The sequence below is a fragment of the Bacillus sp. ISL-45 genome (genome assembly GCF_018613195.1).
Lineage (GTDB): Bacteria > Bacillota > Bacilli > Bacillales > Cytobacillaceae > Mesobacillus.
This window is the reverse complement of record NZ_JAGGQQ010000017.1, coordinates 1-23974: the sequence shown is the minus strand read 5'-3', so window position 1 is coordinate 23974 and position 23974 is coordinate 1. Positions and strand designations below refer to the sequence as shown.

Genomic DNA, 23974 nt, shown 5'->3' with positions numbered 1-23974 from the left:
ACTTGGAAAGAGTGGAGTGGTTATCAAGAAAATAACTACACATACGTTTTGGATGATACAAATGATTCTAATATCTCTCAATTAAGAAGCCATTTTATTGGTGTTAGAAAGGTTGCACGAATTATAGGATTATCAGGTTTAGGTAAAACAAGGTTAGCCTTTGAAGCGTTTCGCCCGCCTGAGGATGAAAGTGATGTGGAACAATTATCTAGGAGCAATCAAGTCATATATTTAGACGCAGCAGAATCGGCTGCCCGGGATGGTGCAAGGGCAGCTTCTGTACATGATCCTGACTGGGAAAATGTCACAAAAAAGTCGGCCTATGGCGTAAAAATTATAAATATATCAGGTGGTCCTGGTTCTGATGAAGCCAGGGTTAAGGTGGAGGTCCAGGCGCCAATCGTGGCCCTTCCGCTGATTTCGGAAATGAAATTCTCCTTTGCGATGGATGCAGTGATGCCAATGGAGGAAGAACCGGATGACGATTAAGAATCTAAAAAACTATCTTAACAACGAGAGAGGCAGCGGCATGCTGATCATCATGGTTGGCATGCTTATAGCTGCTATTTTCATAGCTTTGATGTTCTTTGATTTCTCAAATGTATTCATTAATAAGCGGGTGACCCAAACAGGCGCTGACTCAGCGGCCTTGGCGGCGGCAAAGTCCTCCAAGGACACGATGAAGGAAACGCTGCAGGAGAAAACCCAGGAAGAGCTGGATGCATTAGGAGAAGCCTGGGAACAGTTCCTGGAGGATTCTGCAGATTCAGAGCCTCCTGCGGAAGGAGAGGAACCACCGCCGCCTCCTTCTGAAAGTGAACTATTAGCAGAGTTTGTAGAAATGATGGAAGACAATTATGATGGCCGGAATATGCCTGGCGATATGCTCAGCTGGATCCTGGATCATTCTGTCGAAGTCAAAGCAAAGACAGCCATGAAGTTCTTCTTTGATGACGATGGCGTTAGGGATATTGCCTGCAAGGCGGTCAGGGACAATTTGACGGATGCCCGTAAGGAAGCAGAAAAATTCGCAAAGGAAAACCAGAATGACAAAATAAAACAAATGACATTTATCCCCGAGGATTTTCGCATCTATGTCGTGACAGAACGGAAGGGTCAATATAAAAGGCTGAGAAGAAACAAGAGGATAAATACAAAAAGCTGGTGAAGGAAAAAAACAAGGAGCTTGAGCTTCAGCCGCTTGAACTGGGTTCCTATGCCGGGGAGATTGGCTCCACTTTTTCCAGTCCGGAGCATAAAGAATTCGCGGTCAACGGGAAGGTTGTTGTCGAAGGGAAGATTGACAAGTTTTCTTCTTTGATGTCGGATTATATATTGATCAAAGTATCGGCAGATGAAGAAGGGCCTGCGGGACAGCAGCATGAGTACTACGCTAAGCTGAAGGATGGGAAGTACAAGCAGACAATTCGTTTTTTTAATGGGGAAGGCAAGTACCATGTGAGTGTCCATATCCCTAGCGATGAAACGGAGAATTATTATTTTGAAGCGACCGCCTTTGATGTCTACAATGTGAATCCTGAAATTCAGCGTGATCTTGTGCTGACGCCGTTTGGCCAAGAGGCGGAAGTTGCGCTGGATATGGAATCTGGCTATGTGAAAGAAAACGAGTTTTTTAGATTGGAAGGGGAAGTTGGAAATCTGACAGATGAAGATACCGTCATGCTTCAGCTGACTAAGGATATGGAGAGCTGGAAGCATATTATGCCGATCAAGGATGGCAAATTCAGCTATGACGTGCCTTTATTTTACGGTAAAGGTGTCCATGAACTCGAGGTTCTCGTTCCGGATGAAGAACGTGAGAATTACTACCAGACGGCTACGACTATTTTAATTGATAATGAGTCAGACAAGACGATGCTGCCGATTGAGTATATGGATCAATACCTAGAGCGCGGCGTTACTCTCGAGTCCCCTGGATGGCGGAGAAGAGACGGATGGAATGTACAGTATAAAAGGGAAAATTGATCCTAGTGCCGAGTTTGGTCCAGAAACAACACATATCTATATCACGACTAAAAAGGGAGAAGATGAAGCGTTAGATGTCATACCGGTTAAGGACTTTACATTTGATGACTCCTTTTATCTGCGGTTCGGTCCCGGAACATATGAGGTTATACTTAGCGTGCCTGAGATAAAAGAAGAAAATAGTGATTACTTCCGATTTTACGGGTTTGCCCGCTTCGAGGTTGAATCAACAGGTGAAGATCAGCGCGACCTGCTGCCATCAAGGGGCGTTCAATCCGACTCAGAGCCGATCAGACAGCTGGCAAGTGAAATCACCGCAGGAAAGAGCATGGAGAGGGATAAGGCTAAATCAATCTATGAGTATGTAGCCAAAACTGTTGCCTATGATGTTGAAAAGCTGGAGACGGATGATTTTGAGTGGGATGATAGCGCACTGAAAACACTTGATTTAAAAACAGGTGTCTGCCAGGACTATTCTTAGCTGGCAATTGCTTTATTGAGAGCGAGCGATATTGAATCACGGTTCGTTGAAGGCATGGCCCGCGGCGGCTGGTGGCCTTCAAGACATGCGTGGGTCGAAGCCAAAATTGACGGTGAATGGATCACCATGGATCCGACCTGGGGTTCCGGGTATGTAGATGATGGCAAGTTTGTGGCAAAATACGATGAAAAGTATTTTGATCCCAATATGGCCGAGTTTGAAAAAACACATACAAGAACGGGAATATCGTATTGAGAAAAATCTCAGAGCTGGAATGGCTCTGAGGTTTTTTTACAACTAGACAGGGTCCAAAGTTAAAAACAAATTCACAATAAAGCCAGCTTTCTGTGTTTATTCAGAGTGAAGAAGATAATCTCCAAACGATATAGGGATAGCGATATATCTGCTAAAATATAAATATAGACGATATGACTCTTGCAAATATTGTTGAAACTCGTCATATTGTAGATAGGAGGTGCGATATGCGAAACGATATACAGCCGAATGAACAGGCATTCTCAACGAAAGAAGTGGCGGAGGAAGTAGGAATTGCTACTCCAACTGTCCGAAAGTATGGACAAATTCTGGAGCGCAACGGTTACGAGTTTTTGAAAGATGGCGACCGCCGAATCTTTGTCCAGTCTGATATAAAAGCGCTTATAGCGCTGCGCGATACAGACAAGCCACTGGACGATACAGCTAAAGATCTTGTGGCCGAGCAAAAACAAAGGCTCAATGGATCAGGCAGCACGGAGATTGCAATCAACGATACATATGGCAATAATTTACCGCAGGACCCTGAGCAATTGAAAGAGGTTTTGCTTTTCGTGGTCAATGAACTGGCAGCAGCACGTGAAATGAATATGCAGCTGAAAAACGATATGGCCCAGATGAAAACAAGTGTTTCCCAGCTTCAGCAGGACCATCATGTGATCAGTTCCAGCATTGGGAATTCAGCACAAAGAACAAATGCGAAGATTGAAAAAATCCTCGAACAGCAAAATGCCCATTACGAAGACTTGCTGCAGCAGGAAAGAGAGAGAAGTGAGCTCCTGCAAAAAGAGATTCAGAAAATGCGGGAAGAGCAAAAGAATGAGTGGAACTCCCAAAGTGATTTCAATAAACGTTTAGAAGTAGAATTAAAGAATAGAAAATGGGGTTGGCTTTCCGCGATTTTCCGGAAATAAGTTGCATGAAAGACCTTCAATAAACTGAAAAAACAAGAAGAACAGAGCGTATTGCTGACCGATATGAACAAGAGCACTGCTAAAAGTGAGTATTTGTGTGTTTCAGAAAGCTTTACGATATATCGCCTGACGATACGCTATGCGAAATACATTCAATATGCCTCCGGACTGCAAAGCCAGGTGTCGATTACCCCACCTTCAAAATTCAACAATTTCCCGAGAAATATCTACAATTTATGATTACGCATTCGACAAAAAATTAGCACTTCCATATTAACTGAACTCGGATCAATGAATACATAATAAAATCCCCTATGGATTATGGTCCATAGGGGATTTTATCTTTATAAGAAAGTATAGCATCTCTGCACTAAGATTAGGGTCTAGCTCCAGCGCCTAGCCCCTCGAGTCGCTTCGATCCACCCAATGAAGTCAAAGAGCGACTTCACTGTGCGGCCTTCCAGCGCTTGTCGGGGCTGATCAAGGCGCTTGCACTTTTCATAGTTATAACAACTTCTTCATGCGTCCTGCAAGTGGGATGACAATCAGACCTGCAATCACTACCTGCATGACATTTCCTGGGATAGAGCCAAATGGCTGGATCCAGTTTCCGTATAGGATTACTTCTGTAAAATAGTAGCCGACGATTTTAATGACAAGGGCAACGACAACTGCCAAGGAATAAACAATCACTTTCTTGCCTGGCATTTTTTCAGCCATCAATCCCGCTACATACCCCATTGCACCGACGATAACGAAAGTGAACGGCGCCCACAACGCCCAGCCAGAGATGATGTCGAACAAGCCCATACCGAAGGCTCCTGCTATTGCACCTGTTTTCCTTCCGTAGACGAAAGCGGCAATAAATAGGGGAATGTTGCCCATATGGATCAGGCCTCCATTACCCATAATTGGCAGCCTGATGTTAATGAACATGGTTGCCACGACAGTCAATGCAATAAATAGAGCATTAATGACTAAAACTTTTGTTTTAGTTGTTTCTTTGGTTGGAGTATATGCTGTATTCATTTGGAAACCTCTTTCTCTGTTCAGGACCTTTTCGTATGCCTCGAAACTTCCTTTTTACTTACTATCATACTCCTTATTGGTAACTTAATAAATACGTAATAATATACACTTGTACAGAATTTTGGGAATTTTGCTCTTCTCCCTTATGTTGTGTTCGCGAATCGATGCATTGATATAGGGAAACATAACGATATCTTATTTGGAAATCGATCATGGGGAGTTGGCAGAAGTGAGTAAGGTATCAAATATGTTCTGGATTTCTCTCGTTCTTGCGAGTGGATTTGTGATTTGGGGCGTGGTTGCTCCGGTTCAATTAGGTGAAGTAATGGATCAAACCAATTACCTTATATATTGCTAATCAGCCATACAGGTCTCTTCTCAGTTTACACAACTGGCGGGGGACTTTTTTATTGAGCTAATTTTATAAATTCTTTTGCCTTTCCGCTTATAGAAAAAAGCTCCCCTGCATTTCAATTTATTGCTCTATCTAAGATTCGAAGAGATTCAGCAGCAAAGGGACAAGTCATTATTTAAAGACTGTTTACCTAATACTGCAGCGGGTATCATCGTTTGTAAAACATCAAAAATATATTTGGGATTTCAGCTGTTGACAATAATCGTTTACGGTTGTAAACTGTAAATACAAATCGATTACAATTGTAAACAAGGGAGGTGCTGGCTATGCAAAAAGAAGAAAATCTAGAGATTACCGATTCTGAATGGGAAGTTATGAGGGTTGTTTGGACGCGCAGGAAGGCGACCAGCAAAGAGATCATTGATGTGCTGCAGGATAAGAAAGACTGGAAGCCTGCGACTACGAAAACCTTCATTGGCCGCCTTGTCAAAAAAGGTGCCCTAAACACAGAGGCGTCTGGAAAAAAATTTATATACACTGCGGCTGTCAGTGAGGAGGAAAGCCTTAAATCACTGAAGGCTGGATTATTCAATCACATCTGCAATACGGCGGTAGGAAAAACAATCGCCGATCTCATTGCAGAAGCGACACTGAGCCATGACGATATTGCGATGCTTGAGAAAGTTTTACAGTCAAAGAAAAAGGAAGCAGTGGAGCTGATTGTCTGCAATTGTGTTCCCGGTCAGTGCCATTGCCAAGAAAATCATGATATGGAATGCCATTAAATCAAAGGAGTGTTTACTAATGGAAAAGATTATATTGAAGATAGATGGTATGACATGCGGACACTGTGTTGGAAAGGTTGAAAAATCCTTGAAATCGCTCCCTGGCGTAGAAGTAGCCAAGGTGGATTTAAAGAAGGGTACGGCAAAAGTGAAATATGATGATTCCAAACAAACAATAGATAAGATGAATGAGGCGGTCCGTGAAGCTGGTTATGAATCTGAATCCACATCCAAAAGGTGGCTGATTTAAGATGACTGAAAAAACATTGACGATTGAAGGCATGACCTGTGCATCATGTGCTCAGTCTGTTGAAAAGGCTGCGAAAAAGCTGCCAGGCATTAAGGAAGCAAGTGTAAACCTGGCGACTGAAAAATTAAAGGTTAATTTCGATGAAAATGCTCTGACAATAAAAGATATCCAGGATGCTGTAGAGGGTGCGGGATACAAGGCGATCACAGATGTTGTAAAAAAGACCTTCATTATTAACGGGATGACCTGTTCATCCTGCGTCCAGTCGGTTGAGAAAGCGACAAGGAAACTGGATGGAGTCATGGAATCAAATGTAAATATGGCAACAGAAAAAATGGTGATCCAATTCGATCCGACTTCTGTTACGGTGGCTGACATCAAGAATGCAGTTGCCGATGCCGGCTATGAAGCACAGGAGGATATTGGCGCTGAGATTTCTGCTGATGCAGACAGAGAGAAAAAGGAATTGCATATCAAGGAAATGTGGAGACGCTTCTGGATTTCAGGTGTATTTACAATCCCATTGCTGCTTGTATCAATGGGCCATATGCTCCGAATGCCGCTTCCAGAAGTGATTGACCCGATGCAAAATCCAGCTGCATTTGCAATTGTCCAGCTGATCCTGACAATTCCAGTGATGTATTTAGGGAAGCCATTTTTCACAGTCGGCTTCAAGACACTGATTAAGCGGCACCCTAACATGGATTCACTTGTTGCTTTGGGAACAAGTGCCGCATTTCTCTATAGTCTGTTCGCGACAGTCATGATTGTCATTGGCGATGAAAGCTACGCGGGGAATCTATATTATGAATCGGCGGCGGTTATTTTAACGCTGATCACGCTGGGTAAATACTTCGAAGCCCTTTCTAAGGGTAAAACATCTGAAGCAATCAAGAAGCTGATGGGCCTTGCACCGAAGACAGCTACTGTTTTAAAAGATGGAGAAGAGGTGGAAGTCTCTGTCGATGAAGTCCGGGTTGGCGATATCGTTATCGTAAAACCAGGGGAAAAGATGCCTGTAGATGGGATTGTCGTCGAGGGAACGACTTCTGTAGATGAAGCGATGCTGACAGGAGAAAGCATCCCGGTCGAAAAAACGGTTGGCTCTAACATTATCGGTGCCAGCATCAATAAAACCGGGACAGTCCGTTATGAAGCAACAAAGGTCGGAAAGGATACAGCTCTTTCCCAAATCATTAAGCTGGTTGAAGATGCACAGGGATCAAAGGCGCCGATCGCGAAAATGGCGGATATCATTTCGGGGATTTTTGTTCCAATCGTCATAGTACTTGCAATTCTTACGGGTCTTGCCTGGTATTTCGGAGGGCAGACAGGTCTCTTCGCCTTTACAATCACGATTTCTATACTTGTCATTGCCTGCCCATGTGCGCTTGGGTTGGCCACTCCTACTGCGATCATGGTCGGAACAGGTAAAGGTGCCGAGAACGGCGTATTGATCAAGAGCGGCGCGGCACTGGAGACGGCCCACAAAGTTGATACTATCGTATTTGATAAAACCGGTACGATCACTGAAGGCAAGCCTGTTGTGACTGATATTGTCACGGTTAATGGCATCACAGAAGAGGAGCTTCTCACCCTTGCAGCGTCCGCTGAAAAGGGTTCCGAACACCCGCTGGGCGAAGCGATTGTAAGGGAGGCGCAAGTGAAAGGTCTCAGCCTGGCAAAAACAGTAGGCTTTAACGCAATTGTCGGCCACGGAATCGAGGTGACGATCGAAGGCCAGAATTTATTGCTCGGAAACCGCAAACTAATGGATGACCGAGGAATACAACTTGCAGATTTGGCACAGATCTCTGACCAACTTGCTAACGAAGGCAAAACTCCAATGTATATCGCAAAGGAAGGCAAAATTGCCGGAATCATCGCCGTTGCTGACACGGTAAAAGAAACAAGCCTCAAAGCTGTTGAAAAGCTTCATAAAATGGGAATTGAAGTCGCAATGATTACCGGCGACAACAAACGCACAGCTGAAGCAATCGCCAGACAAGTCGGAATCGACCGCGTTTTGAGCGAAGTTTTACCAGAAGACAAAGCAAATGAAGTCAAAAAGCTCCAGGACGAAGGCCAGAAGGTGGCAATGGTTGGAGACGGCATCAATGACGCACCTGCCCTTGCACAGGCTGACATCGGGATTGCCATTGGCTCCGGAACAGATGTTGCGATGGAGTCAGCAGATATAGTCCTGATGAGGAGCGATTTGATGGATGTACCGACTGCAATCGAATTAAGCAAAGCAACCATCCGCAACGTAAAACAAAACCTGTTCTGGGCATTTGCCTATAATGTCGTAGGAATCCCAATCGCAATGGGAATTTTGTACCTGTTCGGCGGACCATTGCTGAATCCAATGATTGCCGGTGCGGCCATGAGCCTAAGTTCGGTATCAGTATTGTTGAATGCATTGAGATTAAAAGGTTTCAAGCCTTCAAGAGTATAACGGAAAAATGAGGACCTGTCCCTTGAGGATAGGTCGTTTTTGTTTTCAGTATCTCTGGCTTTTTTATTAATCCAGAAGGTCTAAATATTTTATTTTTCCTTAGATAACATTTTGAAAGTTTATATTGTCCAAACCTAAGTACACGTGTTAATATCAGAATATTAAAAATAATATAAAAAATATTTACAGGAGGAGGAGGGGCTTTTCACTCACCAAAGACATTACATAACCATTTTCATAAAGTTGGGGAGGATAAAAGATGAAGAAGAGTCTGGCAGTTATACTAAGCGGTGCGATGCTCCTGTTTGCTGCGTGCGGTGGCGGAGGCAGTAACCAGGCGAGTGGTGACAAGAAAGAGAAAACAGTCACAATAGGGATTACCCAGATTGTGGAACATCCGTCTCTTGATGCAGCGAGGGAAGGATTTATTGAAGCGCTTAAGGATGCAGGTTATGAGGAAGGAAAGAATCTGAAGCTTGATTACCAGAATGCCCAGGGTGATATGAACAATAATGCGTCTATTGCGCAAAAGTTCGTTTCGGATAAAAATGACCTTATTTTAGCGATAGCGACACCTAGTGCCCAGGCGGCGGTCCAGGCGACAAAGGATATTCCAGTTCTGTTCACTGCCATTACGGATCCTGTCGGTGCTGAACTGGTCCAATCCATGGAGAAGCCAGGAGGAAATGCTACGGGTACAACAGATACACATCCGGATGCCATTCAGAATACAATCGCTGCCATCAAAAAGTTCATCCCAAATGCCAAGAAGGTCGGGATTATTTATAACAATGGGGAATCCAACTCTGTCGTAAATGTGAAAAATGCAAAGGAAGCTTTGGAAGCAGAGGGACTCGAAGCGGTAGAGACTACTATTTCAGCCAGCTCTGAAGTGAAGCAGGCCGCTGAATCCCTGGTTGGCCGTGTAGATGTTCTCTATATCCCCAAGGATAACACTGTCGTAGCAGCGCTCGAATCTGTGATCACAGTTGCAATTGATAAAGATATTCCGATGTTCGTGGGTGAAGGAGATTCTGTAAAACGAGGAGCCTTCGCTTCCTATGGACTAGATTATCACGACCTTGGCTACACCACTGGTAAAATGGCAGTCGAAATCCTCAAGGGCAAAAAGCCTGGCGATATTCCGGTTGGCTATCCGGAAAACCTGGAATTGGTCATCAACAAAAAAGCCGCTGAAGAGGAAGGAATCACGCTGACTGAGGATATGATCAAAGATGCAAAAATTGTAGGAGAATAATAGGGTGGAGCCTGCAGGGTTTTTGCAGGCTCTTATTAATAAAAAAGAAAGTATAAATTTTACTTCGAGAAATGTTCAGCTCCAGCGCCTAGCCCCTCGAGACGTTTCAGTCCTGCCAATGAAGTCAAAGAACGACTTCACTGTCAGGCCCTCCAACGCTTGTCGGGGCTGACCAAGGCGCTTTCGCATTTCTTGTTCAACTGACCAGATAATACTATTTTCCTAATCTAAATAAACCAAAATACCCTTCTAAATAAAACCAAAACATAATACTTTTTAACGATGTGAAAAAAGGGGGTATGGGTTTGCGAAGGAGTAAGAGGATTATGTCATTATTGATGGTTTTATTGCTGATGGTGCCGGTTGCTGCAAAAGCTGGAGATTTAGGCGGGGGATCTTCCGGAACTCCTGGAACATGGTATGTAGGTTCTAACCCTTCATGGGTAGATCCAGCCAAGTCGCCGATCGTCTTCATTCATGGTTACAACAGTTCGGCCTCAGTCTGGTGGGACGGCAATGATATGTATGAGACCGCTTTGGCCAATGGTTATCAAACAGCATTCATCGACCTTTATCCGGAAAAAGATATGTGGGAAAATGGGGCAATGCTGGCTGGAAAGCTAAGGCAAATTTATGAGTATTTCGACTCCAAGAAGCTGGTCGTGGTTGGCCACAGCAAAGGCGGAGTCGATACCCAGACCGCGCTTGTCCATTACGGGGCGCACCAGTATGTATCGAATGTCATCACTCTTTCATCACCGCATCATGGCACACAGCTATCAGACCTAGCCCACAGCAGCTCTGCCTGGTGGCTGGCAGCCTTGCTTGGAAACAATAATGATGCGACACGTTCACTGCAGACAGGGAATATGAGATATGTCCGAAGCATTACGGATGGAAAGGCTGAGGCAAAATTGAACCGCTATTATACGTTAGGCGGATACAAATGGGGTTCATTCGGCAGTGCTTTATATTGGGGAGGTCTGTATTTAAGCAGCTATGGTTCCAATGATGGCGTTGTCACGGTTTCCAGCTCCCGTTTGCCTGGCGGATCAATCATCCGGGAAGGGGCCTGGAACCATACGACCATTCGCGAAGGCTCATATACTTTTTCCATATTCAAACCATATACAATGTCAGAACAGCCGGCCATTTCAAATACATTCTCAGCTACCGAGAGCATGGCAGAACCTGAGACAAATCGAATTGTCAAAGGCGGCAAAGCTGAGAAAGCGATCAGAGAAAGTTTCGTGATCGAGGAAGGCGCAGAAAGCTTCCAAATGGCATTCCTCAGTGAAAAGAAGATGGCTTCGCTCAAACTGAAGGGGCCGGATGGCCAGGAGTATAAGGCGGCAAAAGTCGAACAGGATGCCGGTGACTTCTTCAAAGGTGCATGGGTCCATACTTTTAAAATCGGAAATCCAGAGGCAGGGAATTGGAAAGTGACAGGGCCAGCCGCCTCATACCTGATGGTTGTCAGCATTGACAGTCCGCTTGATGCTGAACTGAAAAAGGAAGTAAGTCAAGGTGTGAAAGCTTCATATAAAACAAAGTGGATCAAATATGAGCATGATGGCAAAAAGAAGCTTAAGGAAGCAGGAAAAGGTTCGAAAGCTGGCAAAGTCCTCGACGGTGATCTTGCCGAGCCAGGTGTATACAACCTGACAACAGAAGTAACAGGAATAGACGCAAAAGCGAAGCCTTTCGAAAGAACCATTATTGAATCCATCTATGTCGATGAAAATGGAAAGACTCATAGATAAAGGAAGAGGCGGCTGGTGGAAACCAGCTGCTGCTTCTTAAGAATGGGAGGTTTGACGGAGCTTCTTGGTACATTTATCCATAAAGTGTGCCCTTATGTAAGGGAAATCCGATGTAAAGGGGTGTATTTATCCCTGAAATGTGCCCATATGCAGCCCCACTTCTAATATAGCCTGTTCTACCTAAAATCAAATTCTGCCACTAAGTCTTATTCACTAAATTATACATAAATGATGGAGTGGAAGGATTACCGTCCGATATAGAAGATAAGCAGAGTTTGAACACCAGGAGGAGAAAGTAATGCATGTTTTGGATTTGGTTGCGAGAATCAACAATTGTGTCGAAGAACTCGATTTTGCTGGCGCAAGGATGTATATGGAGGAGAACATCGAAATCCTGAATGAACATCGCAGCCGTTTAAAATCAAATGCGAGGGAATTGCTCGAATTTTTGACGAAAAGGATGGAAGCTGGACAGCAGCCGCTTACGAGGAAAGAAATGGCGGTCATCAATACGGTGAACAGCTATGCTTCAAAGTTTGACTTGAGAGGCTTGAAGGTAATCATCAGGGACCACTCACTATTATTTTTACGGAATGATATTGAAGCCTACTTAAATACGGATGCGAAAATCATCCTTGAGGGCATGGGAGCGATACCAAAGGCAGCAAGTTAAAGAGAGTTCATATAAGTGTTGATGACGGCTTCTCGGGGATGAGGCCGTTATTTTTTTTTGATGAAACATTCCTGATAAATCTTCCGTCTATCACAAAGTGGAAATAATTTCACCCTGAACATTACAGGATTTTGGCAGAAAATAGCGAATATAGACTTATTAGAGTAAAAAAGTAATAGTTTAAATAGATAAATAGATTTTAAGGGGGAAGTTTCAGTGGGGAATCATATGAATCCAATAGTTGAAAGAATATTAGCGAATATTGATAAGGTGATGACGGGTAAGAGGAATGTGTCGGAGCTTAGCTTGATTGCATTGCTTGCCGGAGGACATGTGCTGCTTGAGGACGTACCCGGTGTCGGAAAGACGATGATGGTCCGTGCGCTCGCGAAGTCTGTCAGCGCCAAGTTCAGGAGGATCCAGTTCACACCAGACCTGCTGCCTTCCGATGTGACAGGGGTTTCGATATACAATCCAAAAGAGATGGAGTTTGAATTCAGGCCAGGCCCAATCATGGGAAATATCATTCTTGCTGATGAGATCAACAGGACATCTCCAAAGACACAGTCGGCTCTTTTGGAAGGAATGGAAGAGCATAGTGTGACGGTTGATGGTGTGACCCATATACTTGGCAAGCCGTTTTTCGTCATGGCGACACAGAATCCAATTGATTATGAGGGTACCTATCCATTGCCGGAGGCACAGCTTGACCGTTTCCTGTTAAAAATGAAGATGGGTTATCCTGCTCTGGAGGAGGAAATGGAAGTTTTGCATCGGGCGCAGCGGAATCTTCCGATCGAAAACCTGCAGCCTGTTGTAACGCTTGAAGATCTGCGTGACCTGCAACAGAGCATTAAAGAAGTAGTGGTAGATGATACGATCAAGCGATATATCGTAGAACTGGCTAGCCGGACTCGCGGTCATTCAAGTGTATATCTTGGTGTCAGCCCTCGTGGATCCATCGCCTTGATGAAGGCTGCCCAGGCATATGCATTTATTTACGGAAGGGATTATGTCATTCCCGATGATATTCAGTACCTTGCACCATATGTTTTCGCCCACAGGATCATTTTGAAATCAGAGGCCAGGTTCGAAGGGATCACAACCGAGGATGTTGTCAACAGAGTGTTGGCGAGAGTGCCTGTGCCGGTTCAAAGGCTCGTGAAGTAATATGAAAAAATATTTCCAAAAGTTCAAAGAAGTTTGGAAGCTCATCGTTTTACTATTGTTGATTTTGATTACCTTTTCTTATGCCATGTTCCAGGGCGGATTTGTCAGCTGGTTCCTGTTTTACAGCTTCTTGCCATTCGCTCTGTATGCATTAGGCCTCGCTTTTTATTCCATAAAAGATATCAAGGCGGAAAGGGTGTATACGAAACAGGAATTTAACGCTGGAGAGAAGTTCAAAGCCAGCATCATACTTGAAAGGAAAAGGATATTCCCGCTGTTTTATGCGATTGGCGAAGAAGTGGTCGGGGATACACTTTCCGGTCATCGGGATTTGCAAAAGGCGAGGACTATGCTGTTTCCAAGATTCAACCGGGTATTCGGCTTTGATTACTCGATTGAAAACCTTCCTCGCGGTGAGCATACATTACAGGGCATCAAGTTTAAAACGGGGGATCCGCTCGGATTAATTGAAAAAGAAAAGCTGCTGCCGGTTGAAAACAAGATTCTGGTTTATCCTGCGTATCAGGATATGGTTTACAGGCCGGCCGCCCATCATTTTGACCAGGGGATGACGGCCTCGAAGGAGCGTGTCCAGCGTGATACTTCAATGGCTATTGGTGTCCGTGAATACCAGCCGGGAGACCGGTTCTCATGGATTAACTGGAAGGCGACTGCAAGGCGGAATGACATTATGACAAAGGAATTCGAACAGAGGCAATCGCATGATGTGACCGTTCTGATGGACTGTGCCCCTGAACCGCGCTTTGAAGTTGTCGTATCTTTCACTGCTTCAGTCATCAGGGCGATTTTACGAAAAGGCGCGCAGGTAGGCTTATTGACGCTAAGTGCTGAGCGAAAGGCATTTCCTGCCCGTGGCGGTGAAGGTCAGCAGCAACAGTTGCTCTACCATCTTGCTAAAATCCGGGATGAGTCCCCAGTCCCGTTTAACCGGGTCCTTGAGGCAGAGAGCTTTTTAGCGCAGCAGAACAATTCCATCATGCTGATAACCGCACAATTGACAAAAGAGTTGATTGAAAAAGCTGCCTTCTATAATCAACGGAACGGATCAGTCAGCATTTTCCTGGTCAAGAATCGTCAGGAATCCCTGGCGAATACGGAGAAAAATTTAAGAGCCTCGGCCAATGCAAGGGGAATCCATCTTGTTATGGTACATGACGGACAGTTCGCGGAAGCCTTCTCGGAGGTGAATAGAGGTTGAGGAACGATAATCCAAAAAAAGACATCACTTTCTTTTTGCTATATATTTTCAGCTTTTTGCTGCTGTGGGAGTGGCTTCGGCCATTGAAGGAACTGACAGATACCGGACACCTAAGTGTGTTTCTCGGTTTTGTGTTTGTTTCATTGATGATGTTCTACTTCAATATGCCGTTTCTTCCGTCATCTATCATAAAAATTATCATTATCCTATATTCCGTCCACTTTATGTATTATGAGGGAACTTTCTTTAGCCTGGAGTGGTTTGGCCAGTTGTTCAATGAGGTTGTCGCTAATTCAGGGATTATCATGAATGCAGAATGGACCGAAATTTCCAATGTGTTCAGGACGTTGCTGTTTTTCACCTTGCTTTGGCTGATGGCATACCTGATTCAATACTGGCTGATTAACAGGAAACAAATTTTCGTGTTTTTCTTCATGACTCTCGTTTATATTACGGTACTGGATACGTTTACTCCTTATGAAGCAGACCTGGCGATCGTCCGGACCGTGATTGCGGGTTTTGCTGTGATGGGGATTCTGGCGTATTACCGGATTGCAGATAAGGAAGAGATAAATAAGAACCTGAAAAGTGCGAAAAGGTGGATGGTACCGCTAGTCGCCATGATTGTCCTGAGCGTAGGGATTGGCTATGCAGCCCCGAAGGCTGACCCAATCTGGCCGGACCCTGTTCCGTTCATCACCTCATATAATGAGGATTCAGGTGAAGGCGGCGGAGGGGTTAAAAAAATCGGTTACGGAACGGATGATTCCGCACTTGGCGGGCCGTTCATCGGAGACGATCGGGTCGTTTTTACTGCGGAAGCCGATGGTCGTCATTACTGGCGGATCGAGACCAAAGACGTCTATACAGGTAAAGGGTGGATTACAGACAAGGGGACTGCTGTGCCAGTGGAATTTTCACCTGAGCAGACCATCCCGATGCAGCCTTTTGAAGAAGAAGTCAAAACGGAACAGCGGACGAGCAAGGTTATCCCCAAGATTGGTTATCCTCACCTTGTCTATCCGTTGGGGGTGACACAAGTCAAGGCATCTGCGGGGCAATCCTCGCTCCAATTCAGCCTTGATCCGACAACCGAAAAAATTATGTCAATGGCGGATGGACAAGCGGGTTCGATTGGACCATACTCGCTTACTTTTGATCACCCGGTCTACAGTGTAGAAAAGCTTAAGGCAGCCGGACCTGAAGAGGTGGAAGCAGAGTTTGCCTTTCTCTCAAAATATACACAGGTACCTGAAGAGCTTCCGGAGCGGGTAGTTGAGCTTGCCGAGGAGATTACGAAAGACAAAGGGACGTGGCTGGAAAAAGCACAGGCGATTGAAAAGTACTTCCGGTCGAACGAATTTGTCTATGATCAATCGAATGTGGCAATCCCAGATGAAGATCAGGATTATGTCGACCAATTCCTGTTTGAAACACAGCGCGGCTACTGTGACAATTTCTCAACATCGATGGTTGTCATGATGCGCTCCGTCGGCATTCCAGCGCGATGGGTAAAGGGTTATACAGAAGGTGAATATATCGATACACTAGGGAATGGCCGCCGTCTTTATGAGGTTACCAATAACAATGCCCACTCATGGGTAGAGGGTTATTTCCCTGGTGTCGGCTGGGTGCCATTTGAGCCGACGCAAGGATTTTCAAATAACGTTCAATTTGAGTATGACAATAAAAATGGCTCACAAAACCAAACGGGCCAAGGAGAAGAGGAAGATACAACACCAGCAGCTCCGGTGAAGCCTGAACTGCCAGAGGAGCAGGCAATGGTCGGTAAGCCAGAGGCCTCTTTTTCAGAAGGCTTGAAAAATGCAGAAGCATTCCTGAAGGATAACCTGCAGAAGATTTTCCTCACATTACTCGTAGTTGCTGTGTTCACCGCAATCTCATATAGATTGAGAGGAAAATGGCTCCCTATCGTGTATATCCTTCTCTATAAGTACAAAAAGCAAAACAAGTACTTGGAGAAAGCCTATATCGTCCTATTGAAAGAGCTAGGGAGATATGGCCTGAAGAGAGAGAAAGGCCAGACATTGCGCGACTTTGCCAACTATGTGGATTCATTCTTCTCTACAAACGAGATGCGCTGGCTAACGGAAAAATATGAAGAGTATCTTTACCGCGGCGATATGGATGAAGAAATGTGGCAGGATGCGAAAAAGTATTGGGAGTTCATGATCCGGAAAGTTAGTGCTTGACCGATAAATTATTATACTGATACAATGTTTGCAACTATATAGAATCAACCTTCATATATCCTCGATAATATGGTTCGAAAGTATCTACCAAATCACCGGAAATGATTTGACTATGAAGGCAGGCTTCTTTTTGTTCGTAACGGGCTGGAATCCTGCTTTCCTATTTTTTTTGGAGGCAGGATTCTGGCTTTTTTTATTGTCCAGCTTCTGCCTGTGCTTTTCTGTATGTACAAAAAACGCGGCGGCAAACCATACTATCTGCATCCTTCTGCTTATGTGAGTTTCCGCGTTTCTATTTTTTAAATGAGGTGACTTTATGAAAACCGAGCTGCAAGACCAGGAAAAGATTATTGTATTAGATTTTGGCAGCCAGTATAACCAGCTGATCACGAGAAGGATCAGGGAATTTGGCGTCTACAGCGAGCTTCATCCACATACGGTTACGGCAGCTGAAATCAAGGAGATGAATCCAAAAGGAATCATTTTCTCCGGAGGGCCGAACTCTGTCTATGATGAAGGGGCTTTCCGATGTGATGAAGAAATATTTGAGCTTGGTTTGCCAATTTTGGGCATCTGCTACGGAATGCAGCTGATGACGATGCATTTCGGCGGCAAGGTCGAGAAGGCAAAGAACCGTGAATACGGAAAGGCCTTGCTGACTCTGCATAACCAAAACAGACTATTTGAAGGAACACCGGGCGAACAGATTGTCTGGATGAGCCATGGAGACCTCGTCACAATGTCACCGTCGGGATTTTCAGTGGATGGCGTCAATCCATCTTGCCCAATTGCAGCAATGAGTGACGAGGGCCGCAAGCTTTACGCAGTCCAATTCCATCCTGAGGTTCGCCATTCCATCTACGGAAATGAACTTTTGAAAAACTTCGTGTTCAAAGTGTGCGAATGCGAAGGCAACTGGTCGATGGAAAACTTCATCGAAATCGAGATGGAGAAAATCCGCCAGCAGGTCGGTGACAAGAAAGTGCTTTGCGCGCTAAGCGGGGGTGTGGATTCCTCGGTAGTAGCGGTGCTGATCCACAAAGCGATTGGCGACCAGCTGACTTGTATCTTTGTTGATCACGGTTTATTGCGTAAAGATGAAGCAGAGGGAGTCATGAAGACTTTTGCTGATGGCTTCAACATGAATGTCATCAAAGTCGATGCGAAGGACCGTTTCCTCAGCAAGCTTGAGGGAGTTTCCGATCCGGAGCAGAAACGTAAGATCATTGGAAATGAGTTCATTTATGTGTTTGATGATGAGGCCGAAAAACTGAAAGGCATCGAGTTCCTTGCGCAGGGAACATTGTATACCGATATTATCGAAAGCGGTACGGCGACAGCACAGACGATCAAGTCCCACCATAATGTTGGCGGATTGCCTGAGGATATGCAGTTCAAATTGATCGAGCCTTTAAATACATTATTCAAGGATGAAGTGCGTGCCCTCGGAACAGAGCTTGGCCTACCGGATGAAATCGTCTGGCGCCAGCCATTCCCTGGACCAGGTCTCGGTATCCGTGTCCTTGGAGCCATTTCCGAAGAAAAGCTGGAGATTGTTCGTGAATCAGACGCCATCCTCCGCGATGAAATCAAGAAAGCCGGTCTTGACCGTGAAATCTGGCAATACTTTACCGTCCTGCCTGATATCCGCAGTGTTGGCGTTATGGGTGATGCGAGAACCTATGATTACACAATCGGAATCCGTGCGGTAACGTCGATTGATGGAATGACATCAGACTGGGCAAGGATTCCTTGGGATGTCCTTGAAATCATCTCAACAAGAATCGTCAATGAAGTGGCTCACGTGAACCGGGTCGTTTATGACATCACCAGCAAACCGCCTGCAACAATTGAATGGGAATAAAATCCGAACGATTTTAAAAACGAACATGAAAATGTTCGTTTTTTTATTGACTCGGGTCAAAAGCCCTGTTAGAATAAAACTGAACCTTAATAATTTGTCATAATTCGTCGTATAATCTTGGGGATATGGCCCAAAAGTTTCTACCGAGCTACCGTAAATGGCTTGACTACGAGGTATATAAATCATGGCTGGCGATCTATCAAACTAATACTCGATTGCTGCCATCATTTTTCCTATTACCTTCAGTCAACGCCCGGTATCCCGTGGCGTTTTCTTTTTGGCCTTATTTCCTGAATTCTATTCAGGGGGAAAGAAAAATGAAGAAGTATTTTGAATTTGAAAAGCTCGGCACAAACTATCGCCGCGAATTCATTGGCGGAATGACCACATTCCTCGCCATGGCCTACATCCTGGTTGTTAATCCTAATATACTCACACTGGCAGACGTACCCGACCTTCCGGAAGCATTGAGGATGGATACAGGAGCTGTATTCGTAGCGACAGCACTTGCCGCAGCTGTTGGCTCCATCATCATGGGCCTGATCGGTAAGTACCCAATCGCCCTTGCTCCTGGAATGGGCTTGAACGCATTCTTTGCTTACGCAGTCGTCCTAAGCCACGGAGCACCATGGCAGCATGCGCTTGCAGCAGTGTTCATCTCCAGTGTGTTCTTCCTGATCCTGACGATTTCAGGCTGGCGGGAAAAATTGATCAATGCCATCCCGGTTGAACTAAAGCACGCAGTCGGAGCCGGTATTGGATTGTTCATCACATTTATCGGATTGAAAAATGCGGGCATTATCGTCGATAATCCAGCAACCCTAGTTGGTCTGGGCGATCTGACAAGTGCCAATACATTACTAGCGCTTTTTGGTTTATTGATTACAGTCATTATGCTGACAAGAGGGATTCATGGGGCAGTATTCTTCGGAATTATCCTAAGCGTCATTGTCGGAATGATTTTCAACCTTATTGAAACACCTGAAAAAGTAGTCGGAGCAGTACCAAGTGTTGCACCAACCTTTGGAGCAGTTTTCAGCGCTTTCGGCGATCCATCATTCTATACATCAACCATGCTCGGGATCATCCTGACATTCCTGTTCGTTGATTTCTTTGATAACGCCGGTACACTTGTGGCGGTTGCCAACCAGGCGGGTTTAATGAAGGATAACAAGCTTCCGCGCGCCGGCCGCGCATTGTTTGCAGATTCAATCGCTTCACTTGTTGGTTCCATTTTCGGAACATCGACAACGACATCTTATATTGAATCCTCTGCGGGTGTAGCATCAGGAGCAAGAAGCGGATTTGCTTCGCTTGTTACGGCTGGATTCTTCCTGTTATCACTATTCTTTTTCCCGCTGCTCTCAGTCGTTACTTCTGCTGTAACAGCGCCAGCATTGATTATTGTTGGAGTCCTGATGGTTTCTTCTCTTGGTAAAATCGAATGGGGCCGCTTTGAAATCGCGGTACCATCATTCCTGACTATGATTGCGATGCCATTGTCATCCAGCATTGCAACTGGAATCGCAGCAGGTTTCATTTTTTATCCAATCACGATGATTGTAAAAGGAAAGTCAAAAGAAGTACACCCGATTATGTACCTGTTCTTTGTGATTTTCGTTCTTTACTTTGTGTTTTTGACAGAATAGCAAGGAGGTCCAGCGGATGACGCTGGATCTTTTTTTGGCAAAAATTGAACAGGTCGTGTTAATTACTCCGGATTGACTTATAAATCTTCCTTTTATACGATATTCCCATAGAACAAGCTGAAACGGGGATCCGGCATGGACAATATCGAAGTAAAAAAAGGTTTAAATAATAATGTCTTGATTGCTAACCACCCAACATTAGGGGAAGTCATCCTGATCGGCAAGGGCATTGGCTTTAATCGAAAAAAAGGAGACAGGCTTGAAGAGGGGCAGGCAGAGAAGATGTTTGTCCTTAAGGATGAAAAGGAGCAGGCGAACTATATCAAGCTTTTGCCTTTTGTTGAGAATGATCTGCATGAGGCCATCATTTCTTCTATTGAATTAATCAAGAAAAGGACAGACAGCCAGCTGAACGAACACATCCACGTTGCCCTGACAGATCACTTAATGTTTGCGGTGAATAGGATCGCACAAGGCATGGAATTCAAAAACCCTTTTTTGGTGGAAACAAAAACACTGTATCCTACCGAATTTGAAATCGCGAAAGATGTTGTGCAGCTGATTAAAGAGAAGTCAGGGATTGAACTTCCTGATGGGGAGATCGGATTTGTTGCTCTCCATATCCACAGTGCGGTAATGAACCGAAATTTGTCTGATGTTAATAAACACTCGCAACTTGTGACAAAACTGGTACAGATAATTGAAGAAAATCTCGATATAACCATCGATAAAGAAGGTATAGACTACACAAGGCTTATACGCCACATACGTTTTACGATCGAAAGGGTCAATAATGGTGAAACGGTAGAGGAGCCAGAAAAATTTGCAATCCTCTTGAAAGAAGAATATCCAGTGTGCTACAATCTTTCGTGGAAACTCATTAAAGTGATGCAACAGACCTTGAAAAAACAAGTATGCGATGCTGAAGCCGTGTATCTGACGATGCATTTGCAAAGGCTTCAGAAAAAAGTTAAATAAAGCAGTTATATCTTACGTGTTACTGATTCGATCAGGCATGAGTAAAGAATGTAATTGAAATGGAGTTTTATGGGTAATATATCCGTATGCTTCTTTCGAGACATCTTTCTCATGCCTTTTTTATTTGTTTTTTTACTGTTTGTAACCGCTTTAGGAGAAAAAATTTCAGGAGGTCTTCCTATGTTTAAGAAAGCTTTTGGTGTTCTTCAAAAAGTAGGTAAAGCGCTGATGCTTCCAGTTGCACTGCTGCCAGCAGCAGGTATTCTGCTAGCTCTTGGTGCCGCGCTTAGAAACCCTGCTTTATTGGAGCTTGCTCCGTTTTTAGATAACAGCGGCGTCGATATGGTGGCTGCTGTTATGCAAAATGCCGGGGACGTTGTCTTCGGAAATCTTCCGTTGTTGTTCGCGGTCGGTGTAGCTGTTGGTTTGGCTGGCGGTGAAGGTGTTGCCGGTCTGGCAGCAATCATCGGATACCTGATCATGAACGTGACAATGGGTACTGTTCTTCAAATCACTCCAGAGGATGTGAACGGTCTTAACTACCAGAGCATCCTTGGTATTCCGACCCTGCAAACGGGTGTCTTCGGCGGTATCATCGTTGGTATTATTGCCGCAGCTCTTTACAATAAATTCTTTGAAATCGAGCTGCCATCTTATCTTGGATTCTTCGCTGGTAAGCGTTTCGTGCCGATCATCACAGCAGGAACAGCAATTTTGCTTGGCCTGGCCATGCTTGTCATCTGGCCTCCTATCCAAAATGGACTGAATGCATTCTCGCAAAACATGGTTCACGCAAACTTGACACTATCAGCATTTATCTTTGGTGTAGTTGAACGTTCATTGATTCCATTCGGATTGCACCACATTTTCTATTCACCATTCTGGTTTGAGTTTGGTTCTTATACGACTGAGGCAGGCAATGTAGTCCGTGGTGACCAGCGTATTTTCATGGCTCAGATTGCGGACAATGTTCAAAACCTGACTGCTGGTACATTTATGACTGGTAAATTCCCGTTCATGATGTTTGGCCTTCCGGCTGCAGCATTAGCGATTTACCATGAAGCACGTCCGGAAAGAAAAGTAGTAGTCGGCGGTTTGATGGTATCTGCTGCTTTGACTTCATTCCTGACAGGTATCACAGAACCTCTTGAGTTCTCATTCCTGTTCGTAGCTCCAGTACTATTCGGAGTTCACGCGATTTTCGCAGGTCTTTCATTCATGACGATGCATCTATTAGATGTAAAAATCGGTATGACTTTCTCTGGTGGTCTTATTGACTACATTCTGTTTGGACTGATCAATCCTCAGACAAATGCGTGGATTGTCATTCCGGTAGGTTTAGTGTTCGCGGTAATCTACTACTTTGGTTTCCGTTTCGCGATCCGCAAGTTTAACCTGATGACTCCTGGCCGTGAAGCGGTTGAAGAAGATCAGGAAGAAGGCGGTACAAAAGGCCAAGCTAGCGACCTTCCATATGAAGTTCTTGACGCAATGGGCGGCAAAGAAAACATCGCTCACCTTGATGCGTGTATCACTCGACTACGTGTATCTGTAAATGACATTAACAATGTCGATAAAAATCGTCTGAAAAAGCTGGGTGCTGCCGGAGTACTTGAAGTCGGCAACAACATCCAGGCCATTTTCGGGCCGCGTTCAGAGACGATTAAGGGTCAGATGAGAGATATCATGAATGGTAAAAGGCCTCGTCCGGTTGAAACAAACCAGGCAACAGAGGTTGAGCAGCAAATTGAAGAAGTAAATCCGGAAGCATTGCAGACGCATCATGATGCAGATTCTGCAGCAGAAGCATTCGTTTCTCCTATTAAAGGTGAAATCCTGCCAATCACAGAAGTCCCTGACCAGGTATTCTCAGGAAAGATGATGGGAGACGGATTTGCTATTGTTCCTGCTGAAGGTACAATTGTATCACCAGTAGACGGAAAAATCGTCAACCTGTTCCCGACAAAGCATGCAATCGGAATCCTATCTGACTCTGGACGGGAAATCCTTATCCATGTGGGCATAGATACAGTGAACCTGAAGGGACAAGGATTTGAAACACTTGTATCTGAAAATGACGCTGTGAAAAAAGGGCAGCCATTGTTGAAGGTTGACCTTGATTACATCAAGAAAAACGCAACATCCATTATCACTCCAATCGTATTCACTAACCTTTCAGAAGGGGAAAGCATTGTCATCAACAAGAAAGGCAATGTGGATGTGAAGGACGAGAATATCATTACAATTTCTAAATAAGATTGAAACTAAACAGCCGGTCTCCTGAATGGAGGCCGGCTGTTTTTATATATAGAAGAAAAAGCAGTAGCAAAATATTTCCCAATTATTTCAAGGGTTATTCGTGTTGACTCTGGGCACGTCCGATGATAGTATATAGAAACAGTCGCGAACAGGTTAACAACATTTTGAAGTTAAAAAAATAAATTCAAAAAAGCTGTTGACTTTTAACGCTGTGATATGATAAATTATTAAAGTCGCTTCTGAGCGGCGCGCACAACTTGCTCTTTGAAAACTAAACAAACAAGCGTCAACAAACAATAAATTATCATGGCTTCTATTATAGAAGAACATGAGCCAACGTTTTAACTTATGAGCTAACTCATAACTCTTTTTTGGAGAGTTTGATCCTGGCTCAGGA

20 protein-coding genes, 1 pseudogene and 2 riboswitches are annotated in these 23974 nt (G+C 44.5%); of the genes and pseudogenes, 19 read left to right on the top strand and 2 right to left on the bottom strand.

Annotated elements, in window-relative coordinates; genetic code table 11:
• Positions 1-195 precede the first annotated feature (195 nt).
• The 5 genes and pseudogenes from J7E35_RS18880 (at position 196) to J7E35_RS18865 (ending at position 3654) form a co-directional block, all read left to right on the top strand.
• A complete protein-coding gene (locus tag J7E35_RS18880; RefSeq protein WP_214782492.1) occupies positions 196-489 on the top strand; it encodes an NIPSNAP family protein in 294 nt (97 codons plus the stop codon).
• Complete coding sequence (locus J7E35_RS18875; protein WP_214782490.1) at positions 479-1168, top strand: pilus assembly protein TadG-related protein; 690 nt, start codon at positions 479-481, stop codon at positions 1166-1168. Before J7E35_RS18880 ends, J7E35_RS18875 begins: the two co-directional genes overlap by 11 nt.
• The gene (locus tag J7E35_RS23365; RefSeq protein WP_251041087.1) at positions 1165-1986 is read left to right on the top strand and encodes a hypothetical protein; all 822 of its coding nucleotides are present in this window, start codon (positions 1165-1167) and stop codon (positions 1984-1986) included. Before J7E35_RS18875 ends, J7E35_RS23365 begins: the two co-directional genes overlap by 4 nt.
• Positions 1961-2722 (top strand): annotated as a pseudogene (locus J7E35_RS23775) (transglutaminase domain-containing protein). The gene J7E35_RS23365 and the pseudogene J7E35_RS23775 overlap by 26 nt, the downstream one beginning before the upstream one ends.
• Positions 2723-2949: 227 nt before the next feature.
• Complete coding sequence (locus tag J7E35_RS18865) at positions 2950-3654, top strand: hypothetical protein (RefSeq protein WP_214782488.1); 705 nt, start codon at positions 2950-2952, stop codon at positions 3652-3654.
• A gap of 504 nt (positions 3655-4158) precedes the next feature.
• Here J7E35_RS18865 and J7E35_RS18860 read toward each other — a convergent pair.
• A complete protein-coding gene (locus J7E35_RS18860; RefSeq protein WP_214782486.1) occupies positions 4159-4683 on the bottom strand; it encodes an ECF transporter S component in 525 nt (174 codons plus the stop codon).
• A 229-nt stretch (positions 4684-4912) separates the two neighbouring features.
• On the opposite strand from J7E35_RS18860, the gene J7E35_RS23590 reads away from it, so the two are divergent.
• The 14 genes from J7E35_RS23590 (at position 4913) to ptsG (ending at position 23574) form a co-directional block, all read left to right on the top strand.
• Complete coding sequence (locus J7E35_RS23590) at positions 4913-5041, top strand: hypothetical protein (protein ID WP_285290814.1); 129 nt, start codon at positions 4913-4915, stop codon at positions 5039-5041.
• Positions 5042-5364: 323 nt separating this feature from the next.
• Entirely contained in the window at positions 5365-5823 is a 459-nt protein-coding gene (locus J7E35_RS18855; RefSeq protein ID WP_214782484.1) for a CopY/TcrY family copper transport repressor, read from the top strand.
• Positions 5824-5842: 19 nt separating this feature from the next.
• Entirely contained in the window at positions 5843-6073 is a 231-nt protein-coding gene (locus J7E35_RS18850; RefSeq protein WP_214782481.1) for a heavy-metal-associated domain-containing protein, read from the top strand.
• A gap of 1 nt (position 6074) precedes the next feature.
• Positions 6075-8531 carry a heavy metal translocating P-type ATPase gene (locus tag J7E35_RS18845; protein WP_214782478.1) on the top strand — a complete coding sequence of 819 codons (2457 nt, stop codon included), beginning with the start codon at positions 6075-6077 and terminating at the stop codon, positions 8529-8531.
• Positions 8532-8790: 259 nt separating this feature from the next.
• On the top strand, positions 8791-9789 hold the full coding sequence (locus J7E35_RS18840; protein WP_214782475.1) for an ABC transporter substrate-binding protein: 999 nt from the start codon (positions 8791-8793) through the stop codon (positions 9787-9789).
• Positions 9790-10115: 326 nt separating this feature from the next.
• Positions 10116-11552, top strand: a complete 1437-nt coding sequence (locus tag J7E35_RS18835) for a lipase family alpha/beta hydrolase (protein WP_214782473.1) — start codon at positions 10116-10118, stop codon at positions 11550-11552.
• Positions 11553-11850: 298 nt separating this feature from the next.
• Positions 11851-12225 carry a hypothetical protein gene (locus tag J7E35_RS18830; RefSeq protein WP_214782471.1) on the top strand — a complete coding sequence of 125 codons (375 nt, stop codon included), beginning with the start codon at positions 11851-11853 and terminating at the stop codon, positions 12223-12225.
• 228 nt (positions 12226-12453) lie between these two features.
• Positions 12454-13395 (top strand): AAA family ATPase, encoded by a 942-nt coding sequence (locus J7E35_RS18825; RefSeq protein ID WP_214782537.1) that lies wholly within the window; start codon positions 12454-12456, stop codon positions 13393-13395.
• 1 nt (position 13396) lies between these two features.
• Complete coding sequence (locus tag J7E35_RS18820) at positions 13397-14614, top strand: DUF58 domain-containing protein (RefSeq protein ID WP_214782469.1); 1218 nt, start codon at positions 13397-13399, stop codon at positions 14612-14614.
• On the top strand, positions 14611-16827 hold the full coding sequence (locus J7E35_RS18815) for a transglutaminase TgpA family protein (RefSeq protein WP_214782467.1): 2217 nt from the start codon (positions 14611-14613) through the stop codon (positions 16825-16827). The genes J7E35_RS18820 and J7E35_RS18815 overlap by 4 nt, the downstream gene beginning before the upstream one ends.
• A 31-nt stretch (positions 16828-16858) precedes the next feature.
• Positions 16859-16960: riboswitch (purine riboswitch) on the top strand.
• A gap of 183 nt (positions 16961-17143) precedes the next feature.
• Positions 17144-18691, top strand: a complete 1548-nt coding sequence (gene guaA, locus J7E35_RS18810) for a glutamine-hydrolyzing GMP synthase (protein WP_214782465.1) — start codon at positions 17144-17146, stop codon at positions 18689-18691.
• An 87-nt stretch (positions 18692-18778) separates the two neighbouring features.
• Positions 18779-18880, top strand: a riboswitch (purine riboswitch).
• A 128-nt stretch (positions 18881-19008) separates the two neighbouring features.
• Positions 19009-20340 (top strand): NCS2 family permease, encoded by a 1332-nt coding sequence (locus J7E35_RS18805; protein ID WP_214782463.1) that lies wholly within the window; start codon positions 19009-19011, stop codon positions 20338-20340.
• 135 nt (positions 20341-20475) lie between these two features.
• A complete protein-coding gene (gene glcT / locus J7E35_RS18800; RefSeq protein WP_214782460.1) occupies positions 20476-21318 on the top strand; it encodes a glucose PTS transporter transcription antiterminator GlcT in 843 nt (280 codons plus the stop codon).
• Positions 21319-21498: 180 nt separating this feature from the next.
• Positions 21499-23574, top strand: coding sequence for a glucose-specific PTS transporter subunit IIBC (ptsG, locus tag J7E35_RS18795; RefSeq protein WP_214782458.1), 2076 nt, complete (start codon positions 21499-21501; stop codon positions 23572-23574).
• Between the two features lie 156 nt (positions 23575-23730).
• Here the strand turns inward: ptsG and J7E35_RS18790 are convergent.
• Positions 23731-23974 (bottom strand): hypothetical protein (locus J7E35_RS18790; RefSeq protein ID WP_214782455.1); only part of this gene is annotated, 244 nt, incomplete at its 5' end.